At 70.3% G+C, this 16,012-nt stretch carries 10 protein-coding genes; 3 read left to right on the top strand and 7 right to left on the bottom strand.

What is annotated here, in order from left to right:
• Positions 1–106: 106 nt before the first annotated feature.
• The 3 genes from ACFQW8_RS06380 to ACFQW8_RS06370 form a co-directional block, all read right to left on the bottom strand.
• The gene (locus ACFQW8_RS06380) at positions 107–3,703 is read right to left on the bottom strand and encodes a heterodisulfide reductase-related iron-sulfur binding cluster (RefSeq protein WP_380086137.1); all 3,597 of its coding nucleotides are present in this window, start codon (positions 3,701–3,703) and stop codon (positions 107–109) included.
• A gap of 1,218 nt (positions 3,704–4,921) precedes the next feature.
• Positions 4,922–6,271 carry a serine hydrolase domain-containing protein gene (locus ACFQW8_RS06375; protein WP_380086135.1) on the bottom strand — a complete coding sequence of 450 codons (1,350 nt, stop codon included), beginning with the start codon at positions 6,269–6,271 and terminating at the stop codon, positions 4,922–4,924.
• Between the two features lie 40 nt (positions 6,272–6,311).
• Complete coding sequence (locus ACFQW8_RS06370) at positions 6,312–7,298, bottom strand: TIGR03557 family F420-dependent LLM class oxidoreductase (RefSeq protein WP_380086134.1); 987 nt, start codon at positions 7,296–7,298, stop codon at positions 6,312–6,314.
• A gap of 211 nt (positions 7,299–7,509) precedes the next feature.
• On the opposite strand from ACFQW8_RS06370, the gene cysK reads away from it, so the two are divergent.
• Complete coding sequence (cysK, locus tag ACFQW8_RS06365) at positions 7,510–8,445, top strand: cysteine synthase A (protein WP_380086133.1); 936 nt, start codon at positions 7,510–7,512, stop codon at positions 8,443–8,445.
• A gap of 19 nt (positions 8,446–8,464) precedes the next feature.
• Entirely contained in the window at positions 8,465–9,073 is a 609-nt protein-coding gene (gene cysE, locus ACFQW8_RS06360; RefSeq protein ID WP_380088606.1) for a serine O-acetyltransferase, read from the top strand.
• On the opposite strand, the gene ACFQW8_RS06355 is transcribed toward cysE, so the two are convergent.
• From ACFQW8_RS06355 to ACFQW8_RS06340, 4 genes are all read right to left on the bottom strand, one after another.
• Positions 9,066–11,459, bottom strand: a complete 2,394-nt coding sequence (locus tag ACFQW8_RS06355; protein ID WP_380086132.1) for a CHAT domain-containing protein — start codon at positions 11,457–11,459, stop codon at positions 9,066–9,068. The genes cysE and ACFQW8_RS06355 overlap by 8 nt on opposite strands.
• A gap of 138 nt (positions 11,460–11,597) precedes the next feature.
• Positions 11,598–12,101, bottom strand: coding sequence for a hypothetical protein (locus tag ACFQW8_RS06350; protein WP_380086131.1), 504 nt, complete (start codon positions 12,099–12,101; stop codon positions 11,598–11,600).
• Entirely contained in the window at positions 12,098–12,727 is a 630-nt protein-coding gene (locus ACFQW8_RS06345; protein WP_380086130.1) for an RNA polymerase sigma factor, read from the bottom strand. The genes ACFQW8_RS06350 and ACFQW8_RS06345 overlap by 4 nt, the downstream gene beginning before the upstream one ends.
• Positions 12,724–14,322, bottom strand: a complete 1,599-nt coding sequence (locus ACFQW8_RS06340) for a S8/S53 family peptidase (RefSeq protein ID WP_380086128.1) — start codon at positions 14,320–14,322, stop codon at positions 12,724–12,726. Before ACFQW8_RS06340 ends, ACFQW8_RS06345 begins: the two co-directional genes overlap by 4 nt.
• A 236-nt stretch (positions 14,323–14,558) precedes the next feature.
• Between ACFQW8_RS06340 and ACFQW8_RS06335 the strand changes: the two genes are divergently transcribed.
• Positions 14,559–16,010, top strand: coding sequence for a hypothetical protein (locus ACFQW8_RS06335; protein ID WP_380086127.1), 1,452 nt, complete (start codon positions 14,559–14,561; stop codon positions 16,008–16,010).
• Positions 16,011–16,012 lie beyond the last annotated feature (2 nt).

Genomic DNA, 16,012 nt, shown 5'->3' with positions numbered 1-16,012 from the left:
CGGGTGTTGCGCTTCACCCCGGAAAGGTCCGGCCGGGAATGAAGAGAAATTCATGGGGCGCCACCGACGTATGCGGCGGTGGCGCCCCAAGGTGAACTGCGGCTGTTCAGTCCCAAGGGTCAGGAGCGTTGAGCAGGTCGTCCGCGTTCGCTGGCTTGGCCGTAGTCGACGACTCCTGCGACGCAGGCTTGTCGTCGGCTGTGGCGGTGTCTGCGTCGGCCTCAGGTTCGGTGACGGCCTCAGCCGTCCCTGCAGTCGTGACGTCCGTCTCGTTCGCGGGCTCAGCTGCGACGGTGGCGACGGTGGACTCCACCGATGGCTCGTCGCCCGTGTGAGCGGCTTCCGGTGCGGCGTTGGTCGTGACCGAGGAACGCTCAGACAAGGTGTCGGCGTCGTCCCACGGGTCGGGGGCCGAGAGCAGGTCGTCAGCTGTAGCGGGCGAGATCGACTCGGTCGACGCAGATGTCGCGTCGTCATCCGAAGCCTCTGGCGCAGCGTGAGCTGCGTTCGGTGTCGCATTCTCGTCAGTCGTCGTGTTCTCGGGGGCTGGTGCTTCGACGGGCGTCCTCGAGTCCTCGGCTGCTGCGGGGGTGACGGCCACGGGCTCGTCCCACGGGTCGATGTCGTCAGTGACCGCGGAGGCAGCGAGTGCTCCCATCTCGGTGGGCCCGGTCGTCGGGCCGGTTGCGGGCGCCTGAGTCGAGGCGTCGATGGGTGCCGTTCTGCTCTCGGCTGCGTGGGCGGCCGGGGCAGCGGGCTCGTCCCACGGGTCGATGTCGTCGGTGACCGTCGACGTGGCGGGCGACTCGCCTGGCGTTGCCGGCTTGGCTTGGGGTGCGTCAGCCTCGACAGGTGCCGTGGCGGTCTCTGCAGCCGGTGCTGCCGGAGTCGCGGTGGCGGGCTCATCCCAAGGATCGACGTCGTCCGCCCCCGGGGCAGCGGTCGCTGCCTGCTCGGCAGTGTCGGCTGGCGCCGGAACCGAAGTGGCGGTGGGGGCCGTGGCACCGGCGGCACCCGCGGGCTCGTCCCACGGGTCGACATCATCCGTCGAGACTGCGGCGGCGGCCTCGAGCTTCTCGGGCGTGGGCTCCCCCTCGGAGGCAGCAGCCTTGTCGGTGACGCTGTCCGGCTCGTCCCAGGGGTCGGCATCGGCGGCGGGTGTTGAGGGTGCCGGAGCTGCGGCGGTGGGTGTCGCGGGCTCGTCCCACGGGTCCGCCTCGGCTGTCGGAGTCGAAGTGTCCGCAGCAGTCACCTTGCTCGTGCCAGCAGTGGCAGTCGCAGCAGCATCCCCCGCACCAGCTACCGCACGGGCCGAAGAGGCACCGGCCGTCGGAGCGGAAGCCGGCTGACCGGCATACTCGGCAGATTCGGAGGCGACGGCAGCGGCAGCCGACTCGTCCGCGGGCGCCGGCCTGTCCGTGTCCTCCTGACCACGGCGCACCGCAGCGAGGAGCATCTGAGCGACGTCGACGACCTCGACGTCCTCACCGACACCTTCGGACTGCTTGGCGGTCAGTCCGTCGGAGATCATGACGCGGCAGAACGGGCAGCCGATGGCGATCCGCTCGGCACCGGTGGCGAGCGCCTCCTCGGTGCGGTTCATGTTGATCCGACCGCCGAGCTTCTCCTCCATCCACATGCGCGCACCACCGGCGCCACAGCAGAACGACTTCTCCTTAGTGCGCTCCATCTCGCGCAGCTCCACACCCGGGAGGGCGCCCAGGAGCTCACGTGGCGGGGCGTAGACGTTGTTGTGCCGACCGAGGTAGCAGGGGTCGTGATAGGTCACGGTGGCCGCGGTCGAGGCGGCGTTCTTGGCGGACGACATCCCGGGCACGTCAGCGGGACGCGCGACCGGCACGAGCTTCTTGTCGCGCACCAGACGGTTCAACAGCTGCGTGTGGTGGACGACCTCGAACGTGCCGCCGAGGTCGGGGTACTCGTTCTTGATGGTGTTGAAGCAGTGGGCGCAGGTGACGACGATCTTCTGGACGCCCATCTCACCGAAGGTCTCGATGTTCTGCTGGGCGAGCATCGAGAAGAGGATCTCGTTGCCGGCGCGACGGGCGGAGTCGCCGGTGCAGGTCTCGCCGTCCCCCAGCACGGCGAACGACACGCCGGCGGTGTCGAGCAGTTCGGCCACCGCGCGGGTCGTCTTCTTGGCGCGGTCCTCGTAGGCGCCGGCGCAGCCGACCCAGAACAGATAGTCCACCTCGGACGCCGACTGGACATCCTGACCGAGGATCTTCACCTCGAACGGCAGGTCCTTGGCCCAGTCGAGCCGGGCGCGCGACCCCATGCCCCACGGGTTGCCCTTGGACTCGAGGTTCTTGAAGAGGCCACCGAGCTCGGACGGGAAGGCCGACTCGATGAGCGTCTGGTAGCGGCGCATGTCGACGATGTGGTCGACGTGCTCGATGTCGACGGGGCACTGCTCGACGCAGGCGCCACAGGTGGTGCACGACCACAGCACGTCCTGGTCGATCACCGCGTCCGGACCATGAGGGTTGTATGCCGCGAGCGGGTTCCGGATGTCGTAGCCGGTCTCGCCGATGAGGGGGACCTCTGCGAGGGCGGTCGTGGCTGCGGGGAGTGACGCGCGGGCCTCCTCGGAGGCGAGCAGCCAGGGCGACTTGGCGTTGGCGTGGTCGCGCAGCGCCATGACGAGCAGCTTGGGGGAGAGCGGCTTCTCGGTGTTCCAGGCGGGGCACTGCGACTGGCAGCGTCCACACTCGGTGCATGTGGAGAAGTCGAGCAGGCCCTTCCAGGTGAAGTCCTCGACCTTGCCGACACCGAGGACCGGCTCCGCCGCCTCCTCGTCCTCGCTGTCCGAGGCGGCTTCCATCGCCTCCATCGAGAACGGCTGCCCGTCACCCATCGTCATCGGCTTGAGGTTGCCCAGTGCCGTGCGGCCCGAGGACTCCCGCTTGAACCAGATGTTGGGGAACGCAAGGAACCGGTGCCACGCGACGCCCATCGTCGGGGTGAGCGAGATGGTGATCATCCAGGCGAACGAGATGATGATCTTGATCGTCGCGACGATGACGATGGCCGTCTCGAGGGCGCCGAGCGAGAGGCCAGAGAAGGTGCCCGCGAGCCAACCCGTGAGCGGGAAGTGCAGGGCGAGGCCCTCGGTCGGGTTCTCGTTCCTGATGAGGGCGGCCTCGAGGACGCGCAGGGTCAGGATGCAGAGCGTGACGCCGAGGATTGTGAGCTCGACGTAGTAGGCGTGCCACCAGTTGGAGCCGAAGAAGCGCGAACGCCGGCCCTTCTCCCCAGTGGCGGAGCGCGGGTGCTGACGCTGACGGACCACGATGAGCGCGATGATCCCGAGGAGGCCACCCCACGCGAAGAGCTCGGTCATCCACTCGAACGGCGGGAAGTGCCCGATGACCGGGAGCACCCATGACGGGTCGATGAGCTGTCCGAAGGCGTTGATGAGGGTGCCGATCAGCAGCATGAAGGACAGCGCGGTGAACCAGTGGGCCACGGCCACGACGGGCAGTCGCGCCATGCGGGTGTGGCCGAGGAACTCCTTGGCCAACGTCCACGACCGCGCCAGCGGGGCGTCGCTGCGACGCGGATCCGCCTGTCCGACACGGTAGAGCGCGACGAAGCGCCCGATCTGTCGGAAGAGCAGGGCCCATCCGACGAGCATCAGCGGGAAGCAGATGGCGGCGGCGACGATCTGGAGCGCGGACATGCCCGCGAGTCTATCGACGGCTAAGCGCTCGCATAGTGCGCAGTGACCCCTCTCGCACCGGTTGTGTCAGGACTCACCCGAGAGCCCTGGGCCGGACGAAAGCGGGGTATGCCGTGTCACATGAGCCTGCTCCCAGGCAGTCCAGGTTCTCGCCGTCCGCCTTGGTTTCTGCGTCTCGTTTGACGATCGTCAATGACACGACGCGCCAGCCCGTCCGGCACGACCTATCCGCGGCAGAGCCGGACGTTCAGCTTCGTTGAGCTCACGCGACATGTGCGGCAGTGGCGGCGAGGGCTTCGGGACCAAAGGGTCCCTGATGCCGCTTTCCTCGTGGCCAGGCTCGAGGCCATGCCGGCGGTCGTCTTGGAGGATCATCGCCAGCGAGACATCATTCGGGTGTCCAATCCACGCCGATAAGGCTGGAACGAGCAGAGGACGCCACGCTGCGGAGAAGGCGGCCTAGACCATCTCAGAACCTGCTCGAAGGTCCATCGGCTCCAACGGGGCCAGTAGCAGCCGCACCTCTTCCGCCTCGGGCCCGTCGCCGTCCTGAGCGAGTCGCGCGAGAAGCGCTCGCGCGTCCCTCAACTTCTTCTTCGCCCGCGCGAGGTACAACAAACGCTGCCGACCTGTCATTGGCTTCATGCCCCAGTTCCCCGTCCCCGTCCGTGCTCCCTCGACGGTACGGGGCAGTAGTCGTTCCCATGGCGCAACCGGAAGGTTGCCGAGAAACCGCCTGTTCGGGCCCCCAGGACCTGGCACGCAACGGCGAGAAGGACTACATCCCGCCGGCAACCGTGGGTCGGGCAAGTCCTCGACGGCACGGGTTCTGGTCGAGGAGCTGCACGGCACCGGCCAGCCGGTCATCGTCAACGGACACCATCTGAGACCTCTTCGCAGGCGTAATCCGCGACGATGGAGTCCTTGAATGAGAAGCCGCCCCCCGGGGACGGAGCATCGTGACGTTGCTGTGGCGCAGGCCAGGCAGTCCGCTCAGGACACCGCAAAGGCGCGATCTCTGACCTGGTGGGCTCTGGCAGCCACGTGGCTCGCGACGACTGCCACCGTGGTGTCTCTGTTCGTGATCCTGTGAGAAGACGCGTCCAGAGGGGTTGGCAGGCGCCGCACAGCGAGAATTGAGCATCAGCGCTCTCAGCAGCCGGCTGTGCCACCATCTCGTCCGCTGGTCTTGCGTGGGACGGCCGACTTCCAGCGGTGTCAGCGCTCGGTGAGCCACTCGCCGAAGGCATAGGGCTCGCGGGTGAACAAGTAGGTCGCCCAGTTGAGCCGCGTCACCCGACCCTGATCGTCACGACGCAGTCGAAGCAGCTCGCCGCGCTCGCGCCCCGAGGTCGTGCGCCAGGTGTCGTCGACGACGTGCTCGAAGAGGGAGGGCGGGGCATCCGGCGTGGCCTCGGCGCGCACCTCGAGCCGGCCCTCCCGGACGGTGAAGACGAAGGCGCGCCCCTCGGAGTACCAGCGACCCAGCAACGGCGAGAGCTCCTCGGGGACAAGGGTTCCCGGCCGCCACACTGCAGGTAGCGCAGGCTCGTGCTCCACGGCATACGAGCCGAGCTGCGCGGCGAAGCTGCCCGGAGCGGTGGCGGAGGTCGCGTTGGTCAGGACCAGCCCTGCGGTGCCTGAGTCGCGGTGGACCATCAGACCGGTGATGAAGCCCGGGAAGCCCCCCGTGTGACCGACCCAGGTGCGGCCCCGCTCCCGCAGCAGCATCAGCCCGAGACCGTGAGTGTGGGTCCAGCCCTCGAGGTCGACGACGACCTGGGGCTGGCACATCTCCTCGAGCGTGTCCGGGTGCAGCACCTCCGCGGTCGGTTCGGCGAGGAAGCCGCCCCAGCGAGCCAGGTCCGCGAGGGTCGAGGCCATCCCACCGGCCGGCGCGGCCGCCAACAGGTCGAGCGCCGGCTCTTCGACCGGGACGTCGGTGAACGGCGGCACGAAGTAGCCGGTCGCGTGGGGCCGGCTCAGGCCCAACGTCGTGCGGGTCATGGCCAGCGGGTCGAGGATGCGGCGCTGGATGCTCGCGAACCAGTCGCCGCCGTCGAGCCGGGCGATGACCTCCCCGAGGATCGCGAAGCCGAGGTTGCTGTAGTGGAAGCGGTCGTGCGGGCGACCTACGCGTGCTGCCTCGTCCCACCCGGACACGAGGGCGTCGCGTTCGGGGAAGACGAGGGTGTCCCAGATGTCGCCGACCGGCTCGCGCTGCATGCCCGAGGCGTGGGCAAGGAGCTGGCGCACCGTCACGCCGTGGGCCGAACCGGTCAGGAGGGTGTCGACGGTGTCGTCGAGAGCGAGCCGGCCCTCGTCGCGCAACGCCATGACGACCACGGCGACGAAGGTCTTGGTGATCGACGCGATGGCGAACTGGGTGTCGGCATCCGGGGCGTCATCGGGCCGATCGGCTGACGCACAACCGATCCCGGTCCACCAGTCGAGGCTGCCCTGACGTCCCACCCCGGCGACCAGCCCCGGTATGCGGTCCGCGACCTGCTTGTCGAGAGCCATCCGGTGGAGGGCGTCGATGGTCTGGGGCGAGAAGGCGGGAGGCATGCCCCGAACGCTAGCGGTCCGGTTCAGGCGCGCAGTGTCCTCAGGCGCGCAGTCGCTCGAGGAGCGGTCCGGCGGCCTCGGCGAGGAAGCTGTCCTGGGTCTCGCCTCCGACCTGGACGATCGCGACATCGGTGAACCCGGCCTCGGCGAACTTGCCGACCGCCTCGGCGATGGCGTCGAGGTCGGGACCGCAGGGGATCGACGCGGCGACGTCATCGGGTCGCACGAACTGCGACGCGCCCGCGAAGCCGGCCGTCGTCGGCAGGTCGGCGTTGACCGCCCAGCCGCCGCCGAACCACCGGAACTGGTCGTGGGCGCGCTCGACGGCAGCGTCCTTGTCGGGGTCCCAGGAGATCGGGATCTGACCGATCGCCCGAGCCGCCTGCGCCCCGCTGCCGCCGATCCGGGGCGCGCCCTCGACGGCATTCCACGTGGCGACGATCTCGGGGTCGGGCTCGACGGCGACGAGGTGGTCGGCGAGTGGGGCGAACCGGCCGATCGACTCCTCGCCGCTCACGGCCACGGCCAGGGGCACGCCGCCCTCCGGGAGGTCCCAGATGCGCGCCGACTCCACCCGGAAGTGCTCGCCGTGGTGGTTGACCAGGTCGCCGGTGTGGAGAGCGCGGATGACCTCGATCGCCTCGTGGAGCAGGTCCTGGCGGGTGGCGTAGGCCGGCCAGCGCTCCCCGACGACGTGCTCGTTGAGGCTCTCGCCGCTGCCGAGGCCCAGTGTGAACCGCCCGTCGGCGAGCAGCTGCACCGTCGCCGCCTTCTGCGCGACGACAGCCGGGTGGTAGCGGATGGACGGGCACGTCACGTAGGTCATGAGGTCGACCCGCTCGGTGGCGTGGGCGACCGCACCGAGCACGCTCCACGCATAGGGGGAGTGGCCCTGGGCGCTCAGCCACGGCGAGTAGTGGTCGCTCATCACCTCGAAGTCGAAGCCGGCCTCCTCGGCTGCGACGGCATACCTCACCAGGTCCTTGGGTCCGCTCTGTTCGGTCATGAGCGTGTATCCGATGCGCATTCTCTCTCCTCGGCAACGTGTCGTGGGCGGGGATCTCGGTTCCTCACGACGCTAGGGTCTCCGCCGCTCCGGGGCCACCCCACTTGGGGTGGGTTCCCGGCGGACGCGGGGGTTTGGCCGACTGGTTGTGCCGGTGGATAACTGAATGTTTGAATAGACATAAGTGCGGCCCGAACCGGGCGGCGTCCACCCCGAACGACACGGAGAAGTCATGCCCATCCTCGACGACGTCACCCAGGCTGTCGGCAACACCCCGCTCGTGCGGATCAACCGGATCATCGAGGCCGCCGAGGGCACGACCGTCGCGGCGAAGCTCGAGTTCTACAGCCCCGCCAGCTCGGTCAAGGACCGCATCGGAGTGGCCATCGTCGACGCGGCCGAGGCGTCGGGCGAGCTCCCCGCGGGTGGCACGATCGTCGAGGCGACGTCGGGCAACACCGGCATCGCTCTGGCGATGGTCGGCTCGGCCCGGGGCTACAAGGTCGTGCTCGCGATGCCCGAGTCGATGTCCAAGGAGCGCCGCGCGCTCCTGCGGGCCTACGGCGCCGAGCTCATCCTCACCGACCCGGCCCTGGGCATGAAGGGCGCCGTCGCCAAGGCCGACGAGATCGTGGCCGAACGTGAGGGTGCCGTCCTCGCCCGCCAGTTCGCGAATGAGGCCAACCCGGCGATCCACCGCAGGACCACGGCCGAGGAGATCTGGCGCGACACCGACGGCAAGATCGACATCCTCATCGCCGGCATCGGCACCGGCGGGACCATCACCGGCGTCGGCCAGGTCCTCAAGGAGCGCAAGCCTGAGGTCCAGATCATCGCCGTCGAGCCCGAGGAGTCCGCGATCCTCAACGGCGGCACCCCCGGCCCGCACAAGATCCAGGGCATCGGCGCCAACTTCGTCCCCGAGATCCTCGACACCGACATCTACGACGAGGTCATCGACGTCAACGCCGCGACGTCGGTCGAGTGGGCTCGCAAGGCCGCCACCCAGGAGGGCCTGCTCGTCGGCATCTCCTCCGGCGCCGCGCTCGCCGCCGCCAACCAGGTCGCGACCCGCCCCGAGAACGCCGGCAAGACGATCGTCGTCATCATCCCGAGCTTCGGCGAGCGCTACCTCTCGACCATCCTCTTCGAGGGACTCGTTGACTGACCTGCCCCAGCTCTCGAGCATGCCGTTCGCTCGCCTGCGGTCCCGCGTCCGGCGGGCCGCGGCGAGCGTTCGCGAGGACGTCGACTCGGCGGTCGCCCGCGACCCGGCGGCCGTTTCGCGCACGGACCTCGTGCTGAACTCCCCTGGGCTGCACGCGATCTGGTCCTACCGGGTGGCTCACAAGCTGTGGAAGCGCGAGCACCTCAGGCCGGTTGCGCGCACCCTCTCGACCGTGACCCGGGCGGTCACGGGCGTCGAGATCCACCCCGGCGCCACGATCGGCAGGCGCTTCTTCATCGACCACGGCATGGGTGTCGTCATCGGCGAGACAGCCGAGGTCGGTGACGACGTGATGCTCTATCACGGGGTCACGCTGGGCGGTCGCTCCCTGGTCAAGGTCAAGCGACACCCCACCGTCGGCAGCCGCGTCACCATCGGTGCTGGTGCGCGCATCCTTGGTCCCATCGAGGTCGGTGACGACGTGCAGATCGGCGCCAACTCCGTTGTCGTCAAGGACATCCCGGACGGTGCGATCGCCACTGGCATCCCTGCCACGGTGCGTTTCCCGGGACACCCCGGCGAGGACCCCTACGAGGCGCTCTTCGGCGAGCCGGCCCTCTTCATCTGACTGCCCAGGTGTTGCCGTAGACGCAGAACGCCTCCGCCCCCGGCACGACCGCCGCCGTCTGCTGCAGGGCCGTCGCCAGGTCCGTGCCCGCTGCCAGCCGCTGGTGCAGGTCAGCCATGGACCCGGCCGCCACGTCGTCGGGCACGGGGCTGGTCGCCGCGACCACGCTCTGCACCCCCAGGCTGAGCAGGGCCGCCGCGAGTCCGAGGGGCTCGTCGCCGACCCGCCCGCGGCTCCGCCCCACGTCGCAGGCCGAGAGGACGACGAGCTCGGCAGCCAGCGGCGCCGACAGCTCGTGGGCGAACACCGGCCCGTCACGCATGTCCAGGCTCGAGAAGAGCGGGCTCTGGTCGACGTGGTGTCCGTGGGCGGCGAGGTGCACGACACTCGCGGAGGCGAGCGCAGTGCGCACGTCCGCGCTCCCGGCATACGTCGCTTTCGTGGTGTCGGCGACGGGTTCCGTATGCCGTCCCCAGGCTTTCGCAACCGCTTGCACCTCCTCGAGTGCCCGGGGGAGACCCGGCCCGGCGAGCGCGGCAACGCTGGGTGTGCGCGCGGCGACCTCGCCTCGACGCAGCCAAGCCGTCACCGAGGGCGCGGCGACGAGTGGGTGGCCTGCCAGCGAGGGCAGACTCCGCCACGGGAGTGAGGCGAGGGCGGTCGTTGGGACGACGACCACGGTGCCCGAGGGACCGAGCCCACCCAGCAGCATGGCGTCGATGTCGCGCAGCGAACGGTCCCGGGCCTGTGCGAGGAACTCGGCCATGGAGGGGCGCGCGACCGAGGCGGCGCGGACATCGGCAGCAGCCCGCGCGGCCGCGAGCGCTACGTCGTTCGACGAGCCGATGACGCTCTGACGCATGCCCTCGCCCTCGACGACCAGCCGCACGACGGTCCCACGGATCTCGTGGAACGTCACGAGCGTCACGTCACGTTCGGTAGCGGTCGCCATCGCCACCGCCGCGGTGGCCGGACGGAGGTCTTTGTCGACGCGGTCCCCCTGCACACGGCGCAGACGTGCGGTGATCGCCCCCTGCAGCTCGGTCACCGCCGTCTGCGGACTGGCCATTCCGTCTCCGGCGGCGAGGTGGCGCACGCGGCGGAGCTCGGCGACGAGCTCGGCGGTCCGCGGGTCCGCGGACGGTCTGAGGGGCGCCGTGCGGTGTGATGCCGCGCGCCACCGCTCGACGCTCTCGAAGAGCTGCTCCGTCGAACCCGTGTCCGTGGCCGCGGCGACGTCGGCGTCCCGGATGCGTGACGCGTGGAACGCCAGTCCGGCGCGGACCTCGAGACTGTGGACGTCGCCCTGGCCGAGGGCGAGCCGTGCGGCCGCCGAGCGCAGGATCTCGCTCGCGTGGTCGGTGTCGCCCTCGGCGGCGGCCAGCCGTGCAGCCAGGAGGTGCTCATGGAGGAGCACGCCGAGAGCGACGGGCTGCGCGGTGTCGAGGCGTGTCAGCTCCGTGCGGGCGCTCTCGTGGTCGTGCCGCGCCAGGGCGACCTCGACCTTGATCCGAGTGGCCAGGCGTTCGGCGGGCAGCACCGGCGTGGAAGTGTCCCAGCGGGCAGCGACCCTGGCGGCCCGGGCCAGGCGACGTCCGACGTCGAGGTCGACGGCGGCACCCAGGAGCTCGACCTCCTCGGCCCGATGGGTGGCGTGCAGCGCGCGGAAGGTGCGGACGGCGTGCCCGGCGCGGACCCGGGCCTGGCCGAAGTCGCCGCGCAGCAGCGACGCTCGTGCGAGGTCGAGCTGGATCTCCCCACGTTCAAGGGGCTGCCGGTCGCGACGTGCGGCGTCCAGCCCGCGGTCCAGCACGCGCTCGGCCTCGTCGACGAGCCCGGCGTCGAGCAGCACCTTGGCGTGGTCGAGGTGCCCGCGAGCACTCGTGACGCCGACCTCCATCTCGGCCGCCTCGCCCATGAGGTCGAGAGCAGCGGGGATGTCACCGGCGAAGTACGCGACGCAGCCGAGGTTGTGCCGGGCCTTGAACTCCTGGACCGGGAAGCCGTGCTCGACCGCGAGCTCCAGTGCCCTCTCGAGGTCCTCCCGACCCGCGTCGAGGTCGGCGAGCGACATCGCCGACAGTCCTCGCACGAGCAGCGCCGAGACCCGTTCGCGGGGCGCGAGGTCTGCGAGGTGCGGCTCCACCCTGGCCATCGCGTCGCGAGCCTGCGCCCAGCTCGAGCACATCGCGTGGATCGCGCCGGCCTGCAGGTGAGCCTGCACCTCGAGGAGCGGCGCTGCGTGGGCACGGGCGATCTGGTGCACCTCCGACAGCTCTCCCATCGCTGCCTCCGGCCCCTCGATCGCCGCCCGCGACATGGCCCGGGTGATGAGGATGCGTCCGCGCAGCCGTGCGAGCGCCTCGGCGCCGACGTGGTCCTCCACGACAGCTCCCGGCCGCTCCAGCTCGGCCAGGGCACGCGTCAGTGAGGACTCCGCGCGACGGTAGCGGCCAGCGGAGTTCTCGGACTGGCCCCGGGCGTGAAGGCGCAGGACGCTGTCGATGGTCGTGGCAGGCGCCTCTCAGATCTCGATCCCGGGAGTGATCACCGGGCGGGAGCCCGGCTCGTCGTGATCGCGGATCACGAGGTGGACCGTGCCGCGCTCGACACCTTCGAAGACGAAGCGTCCGTCGTCGTCGGCGGTGGTCGTGCGACTGCGGGACCGCTCGCGCAGCTCGACCTCGGCCCCTGTCGCGGTGACCCAGCCGCGGAGCAGCATCAGGCCACGGTCGGACTCCTCGAGGGTGACCATGATGCTCATGCCCTCGCTCTCGAACGTGACCGTGGTGGCGCGGTCGTACTCCGTGGTCCGCATGGCGCCGACCTCGGCACTGTTGCTCATGAGGTGTGCCACCTCGGCCTCGAGGCTGGCCACGGTCATCGCGAACTTGACCCGCTCGGCGAGGTCGGTCGGCACGGGATCCGCCAGGGTCCAGTGGGTGCGCAGCAGTGACAGTGCGCGGTCGTCGTCGGCGTCGAGGGGCTCGGCGGCCAGGACGCCTTCATCCGGGCGAGAGGGGGTCATGCCGACACCTCCCACGTCGGGTCGGAGGTGAGAGCGGCCCGAAGCTTCGCGAGGCAGCGGCCGCGCGTCGGACCGATGCTGCCCACGGGGATGCCCAGGGCCGCGCTCACGACGCCATAGTCGGGGCGGGCGACGAAGGCCACGAGGCGGAGGAGCTGCTGGCAGCGCTCGGGCAGGGTCTGGATGTGCCGCCAGATCAGGCTCGAGGCCTCCTGGTCCTCGCTCGCCGACACCGGGTCCCGGGCCGGCGGGGGCGAGGTCGGGTCACCAGAGGTGGGCTCCTCCCACGGTTCCTGCGGGACAGTGCGTCGGCCCCGGCGCACGGCGCTCCAGGCCTCGCGCTTAGTCGTCATGAGGAGCCACTGGAGGACAGCCTGCGGGTCGCTGATGTCGCTCGCGTGCTCGACGAGCCGCAGCCAGGCCGTCTGGACGACGTCCTCGGCAGTGGCCGGGTCAGCGCCCTGCGAGCGAGCGGTGTGCCAGAGCAGCGGGGTCACCTGGTCGACGAGCTCGCCCATCGCGCTCGAGTCGCCGGAGCAGTGCAGCGAGAAGGCCCTGGCGGCAATGGTCGCGAGGCTCGGTGCGTGCTCGGACTGGTCGGGAGGGGCCGACCTGTGGGTGCTCACCTCTTCTCCTCGAGGGCCTTGGCGGCGGCCTCGAGCACCGAGGTCACGGCTGCCCGGGCGCGTGAGCTGCGCTGCCCCACGTCGACCGACCGCTCCTCGCCGGCGCCCCGGACGATGCCCTGGAGGATGGCCTGGGCGATGTCGCCGGCGAGTGCCGGAGCAGCGAAGGACGTCCCGCTCCACAGCCCGAAGCCACCGCTGTAGTCGTCGAGGTCGACGGCGCCACGCGTGGGCACCGAGGGCAGGGCCGTCGGGTTCGCCTGCTGGAGGAGCTCACCTCGCCGTGACGCGTTGAAGGTCGTCGGCATGGTGCTCACCACCGAGGTGGCGGCGGCGTAGGTCCGCACCCACGTCCCCGTGTTCGAGTAGACGGACACGGTGCGGTGGTCGGGGTTGAGGGCCCCCACGCTCACCATGGGTGCCCCGGTCGTGACGTGCGAGGCGTATGCCGCAGGGAAGAACTTGACGTCACTCGCGTCGTTGCCGACGGCGGCGACGATCGTCACGCCCAGCTCGGCGACCCCGCGCAGCAGGCGGAAGAGCGCCTCCTCGTCGTCGAACGCGCCGGGGGTCTCGTGCCGGTAGCCGAGGGAGAGCGTGATGACGTCGACGGCCTCCTGGGGGTTGCCGTCGCGGACGGCGCGCTGCTGGCGGAGATAGAGACCGGTGAGGGCGGACAGGACGTCGACCTCGTCGGCCACGCCGTCACCCCACATCACCGGCACCGACAGGATCCTCGCGTCGGGGCAGTGCTGGCGGATCACACCGGCGATGAACGTCCCGTGTCCGGCGAGGCGGTCGAGCCGGCCGTTGACGAGGTCGATGGTCACGCCGTCCTTCTCGGGGTCGGTGCCCGCGGGGAAGGTCACGCCGAGCGACGGGCCGACACCTCCGGGGTGGCGCTCCACCCCGTTGCTGAACCAGGGGTGCTCGCCGAGCCCGGTGTCGAGCGTGACGACGACCGGGCCCTCCTTCGTCGTCCGATCCGGCAACCCGGCCGACCACACCACGGGGAAGCGGCCGCTCGGGCCCCCGCTGATCCCGTCGGACCAGCCGATGCCGTCAGACCAGCCGATCCCGTCGGACCAGCCGATCCCGTCGGACCACCCGATCCCGTCGGACCAGCCGATGCCGTCGGACCAGCCGCTTGCCGTCATGACGTGAGCGAGACCGACGCCCTTGGCACCGCGCGCCCTGGCCGACTGCAGGATCTCCCAGGCATCGGCGGGTGCCGAGTTCCGACTCAGAGGGACGAGGCGGACGGTCGTGCTGCCCACCCTGGTGAACTCTCCGTAGAGGTCGTTCTCGCGCGCGAAGCCGAGGAGCTCGTCGTCGGGAACCGGCTGGACGGCGTACCCGGCTTCTTTTGCGGCCTCCTCGAGCGCGCCGTACCGCGCGTCGAAGTCAGGACCCTCGAGCTCGCTGACCACGAGCACATCGGACACGTATGCCGTGGGCTCGGGAGCCTGCCCCTTCACTCGGGCCGAGGTGGTCGGGTCGAGAATCCTCGCGCCGATGCGCCGTACGGCCGTGCCCGGGATGACTGTCGGGGGGATGCGTCGCATGGGCCGCGCGGGCCGCTCGTCGTGGTTCATCTGTGCCTTCCGTGAGCTCTGTCCTGAACCCCGGCGGCTAGTGCCGTCGACTCAGGGTAGGGACTGGCGGGTCACAGGGGAAGAGCCACGAGCAGCCCCGCAGATACCTGTTCCCATCACTTTTCTGTGTGCGATCCGATCGATGCGCCGCTCGTGTATCTGGGCGTCGTCGACGCCCTCCTTCTGGGATGTCGGGGCCGCGCAGGGGCGGCCCCGCATCACCCAAGGAGCACGCCATGGCAACACAGCACGAACAGGCGGCGCAGCGCGCCGCCATCAGGCCGGTCAAGGAGTCCGTCGAGGACGAGCTCATCGCCAAGCCCGGCGTCGTCGCCGTCGACATCGCCGAGAAGGAGAAGGACGGCGAGAAGACCGGCGAGCTGAGCATCGTCGTCTTCGTCGAGCAGAAGAAGCCGACCTCGAAGCTCGCCAAAGGCGCCGTGATCCCCAAGGAGATCGACGGCATCAAGACCGACGTCCAGGAGCTCGTCATCGAGCTGCAGCCGGCCTACCGCCAGCTCGACGACACGGAGCTGTTCGTCGACCCGGCCGACTACCCGACCCTCGCCGGAGGCATCAGCATCGGGCCGCGACGCAGCGTCTTCCTGTCGCCGCCGGACGTGCCCGCCCCCGGCAACTACGTCTTCGTCGGCACGCTCGGCGCGATGGTTCGCGACCGCGCGACCGGAGCGACGATGGCGCTGACGAACTTCCACGTCGCGTGCGTCAACAACACGTGGAGCGTGGGAGACCGGCAGGTCCAGCCGTCGCTCGTGGATGGTGGGGCGCCGACCGGCGAGTTCGGGTCGCTGACCCGGGCAGCGCTGTCGGAGAACATCGACGGCGCGGTCATCACCGTCGACGCCAGCCAGCCATGGACGGCCACCGTCACCGGAGTGGGCGACGTCGCAGGCAGCACGCCGGCCACCGTCGGCATGGCCGTGCAGAAGCGCGGTCGGACCACCGAGCACACCTTCGGCACCGTCGCGTCGACCGACTTCACGGTCACCGTCGACTACGGGAGCGACGTGGGTTCGCGCACGCTGCGGCACCAGATCCGCATCGACACCGACACCTCGCGCAACCCGCGGTTCTCCAACTCCGGCGACTCGGGCTCGGTCATCCTCGACGGCTCGCGCAACGTCGTCGGCCTGCTGTTTGCCGGGGCGACCAACGGGTCGATGACCTTTGCGAACCCGATCCAGGCCGTCCTCGACGAGCTCGCGGTGGACCTGCTCGTGCCGACGACACTGGTCACCCGCCCGTTCACCACGTGCCACAAGTCGCGCATCAGCATCTGCCTCAAGACGCGCCCCTCGATCACGTGTCCGACGATCAAGACCCGGATCCCCGCGCTCTGCCCGACTCTGCTGACGCGAACTCCGCTGTGCGACATCGTCACTCGCCCCTCGACGTGTGACGTCACCCGCATCCCGGTCTGCGACCTGCAGGTCACGCGCTTCAGCTGCCCCCTCCCGACCCGGGCGTGCGGTGGCGAGTGGGAGCGGCCGCCGATCGACGAGTGGGTCCGCGGAGGTGGACAGGGCGCCTACGGTGCCTCGGCGGAGGAGATCGAGTCCGCTGCCGACGACGCCTTCTGGAGCGGCTACCTCGCCGCTCTGGAGGAGGTCGACGCGGTCGGCGCCCTCGACGACGACGGCACCTCCGGCACACCGGGCGGTGCCTGACC

This window comes from Knoellia altitudinis (assembly GCF_042666355.1).
GTDB classification, from domain to species: domain Bacteria; phylum Actinomycetota; class Actinomycetes; order Actinomycetales; family Dermatophilaceae; genus Knoellia; species Knoellia altitudinis.
This window is presented reverse-complemented; position numbering and strand designations above follow the sequence as displayed.

What these genes read in the sequence shown, in the direction of transcription:
- ACFQW8_RS06380 (WP_380086137.1), bottom strand. Translation starts at nt 3,703, where the DNA reads ATGTCCGCGCTCCAGATCGTCGCCGCCGCCATCTGCTTCCCGCTGATG.
- ACFQW8_RS06375 (WP_380086135.1), bottom strand. Translation starts at nt 6,271, where the DNA reads ATGCCTCCCGCCTTCTCGCCCCAGACCATCGACGCCCTCCACCGGATG.
- ACFQW8_RS06370 (WP_380086134.1), bottom strand. Translation starts at nt 7,298, where the DNA reads ATGCGCATCGGATACACGCTCATGACCGAACAGAGCGGACCCAAGGAC.
- cysK (WP_380086133.1), top strand. Translation starts at nt 7,510, where the DNA reads ATGCCCATCCTCGACGACGTCACCCAGGCTGTCGGCAACACCCCGCTC.
- cysE (WP_380088606.1), top strand. Translation starts at nt 8,465, where the DNA reads ATGCCGTTCGCTCGCCTGCGGTCCCGCGTCCGGCGGGCCGCGGCGAGC.
- ACFQW8_RS06350 (WP_380086131.1), bottom strand. Translation starts at nt 12,101, where the DNA reads ATGACCCCCTCTCGCCCGGATGAAGGCGTCCTGGCCGCCGAGCCCCTC.
- ACFQW8_RS06340 (WP_380086128.1), bottom strand. Translation starts at nt 14,322, where the DNA reads ATGAACCACGACGAGCGGCCCGCGCGGCCCATGCGACGCATCCCCCCG.
- ACFQW8_RS06335 (WP_380086127.1), top strand. Translation starts at nt 14,559, where the DNA reads ATGGCAACACAGCACGAACAGGCGGCGCAGCGCGCCGCCATCAGGCCG.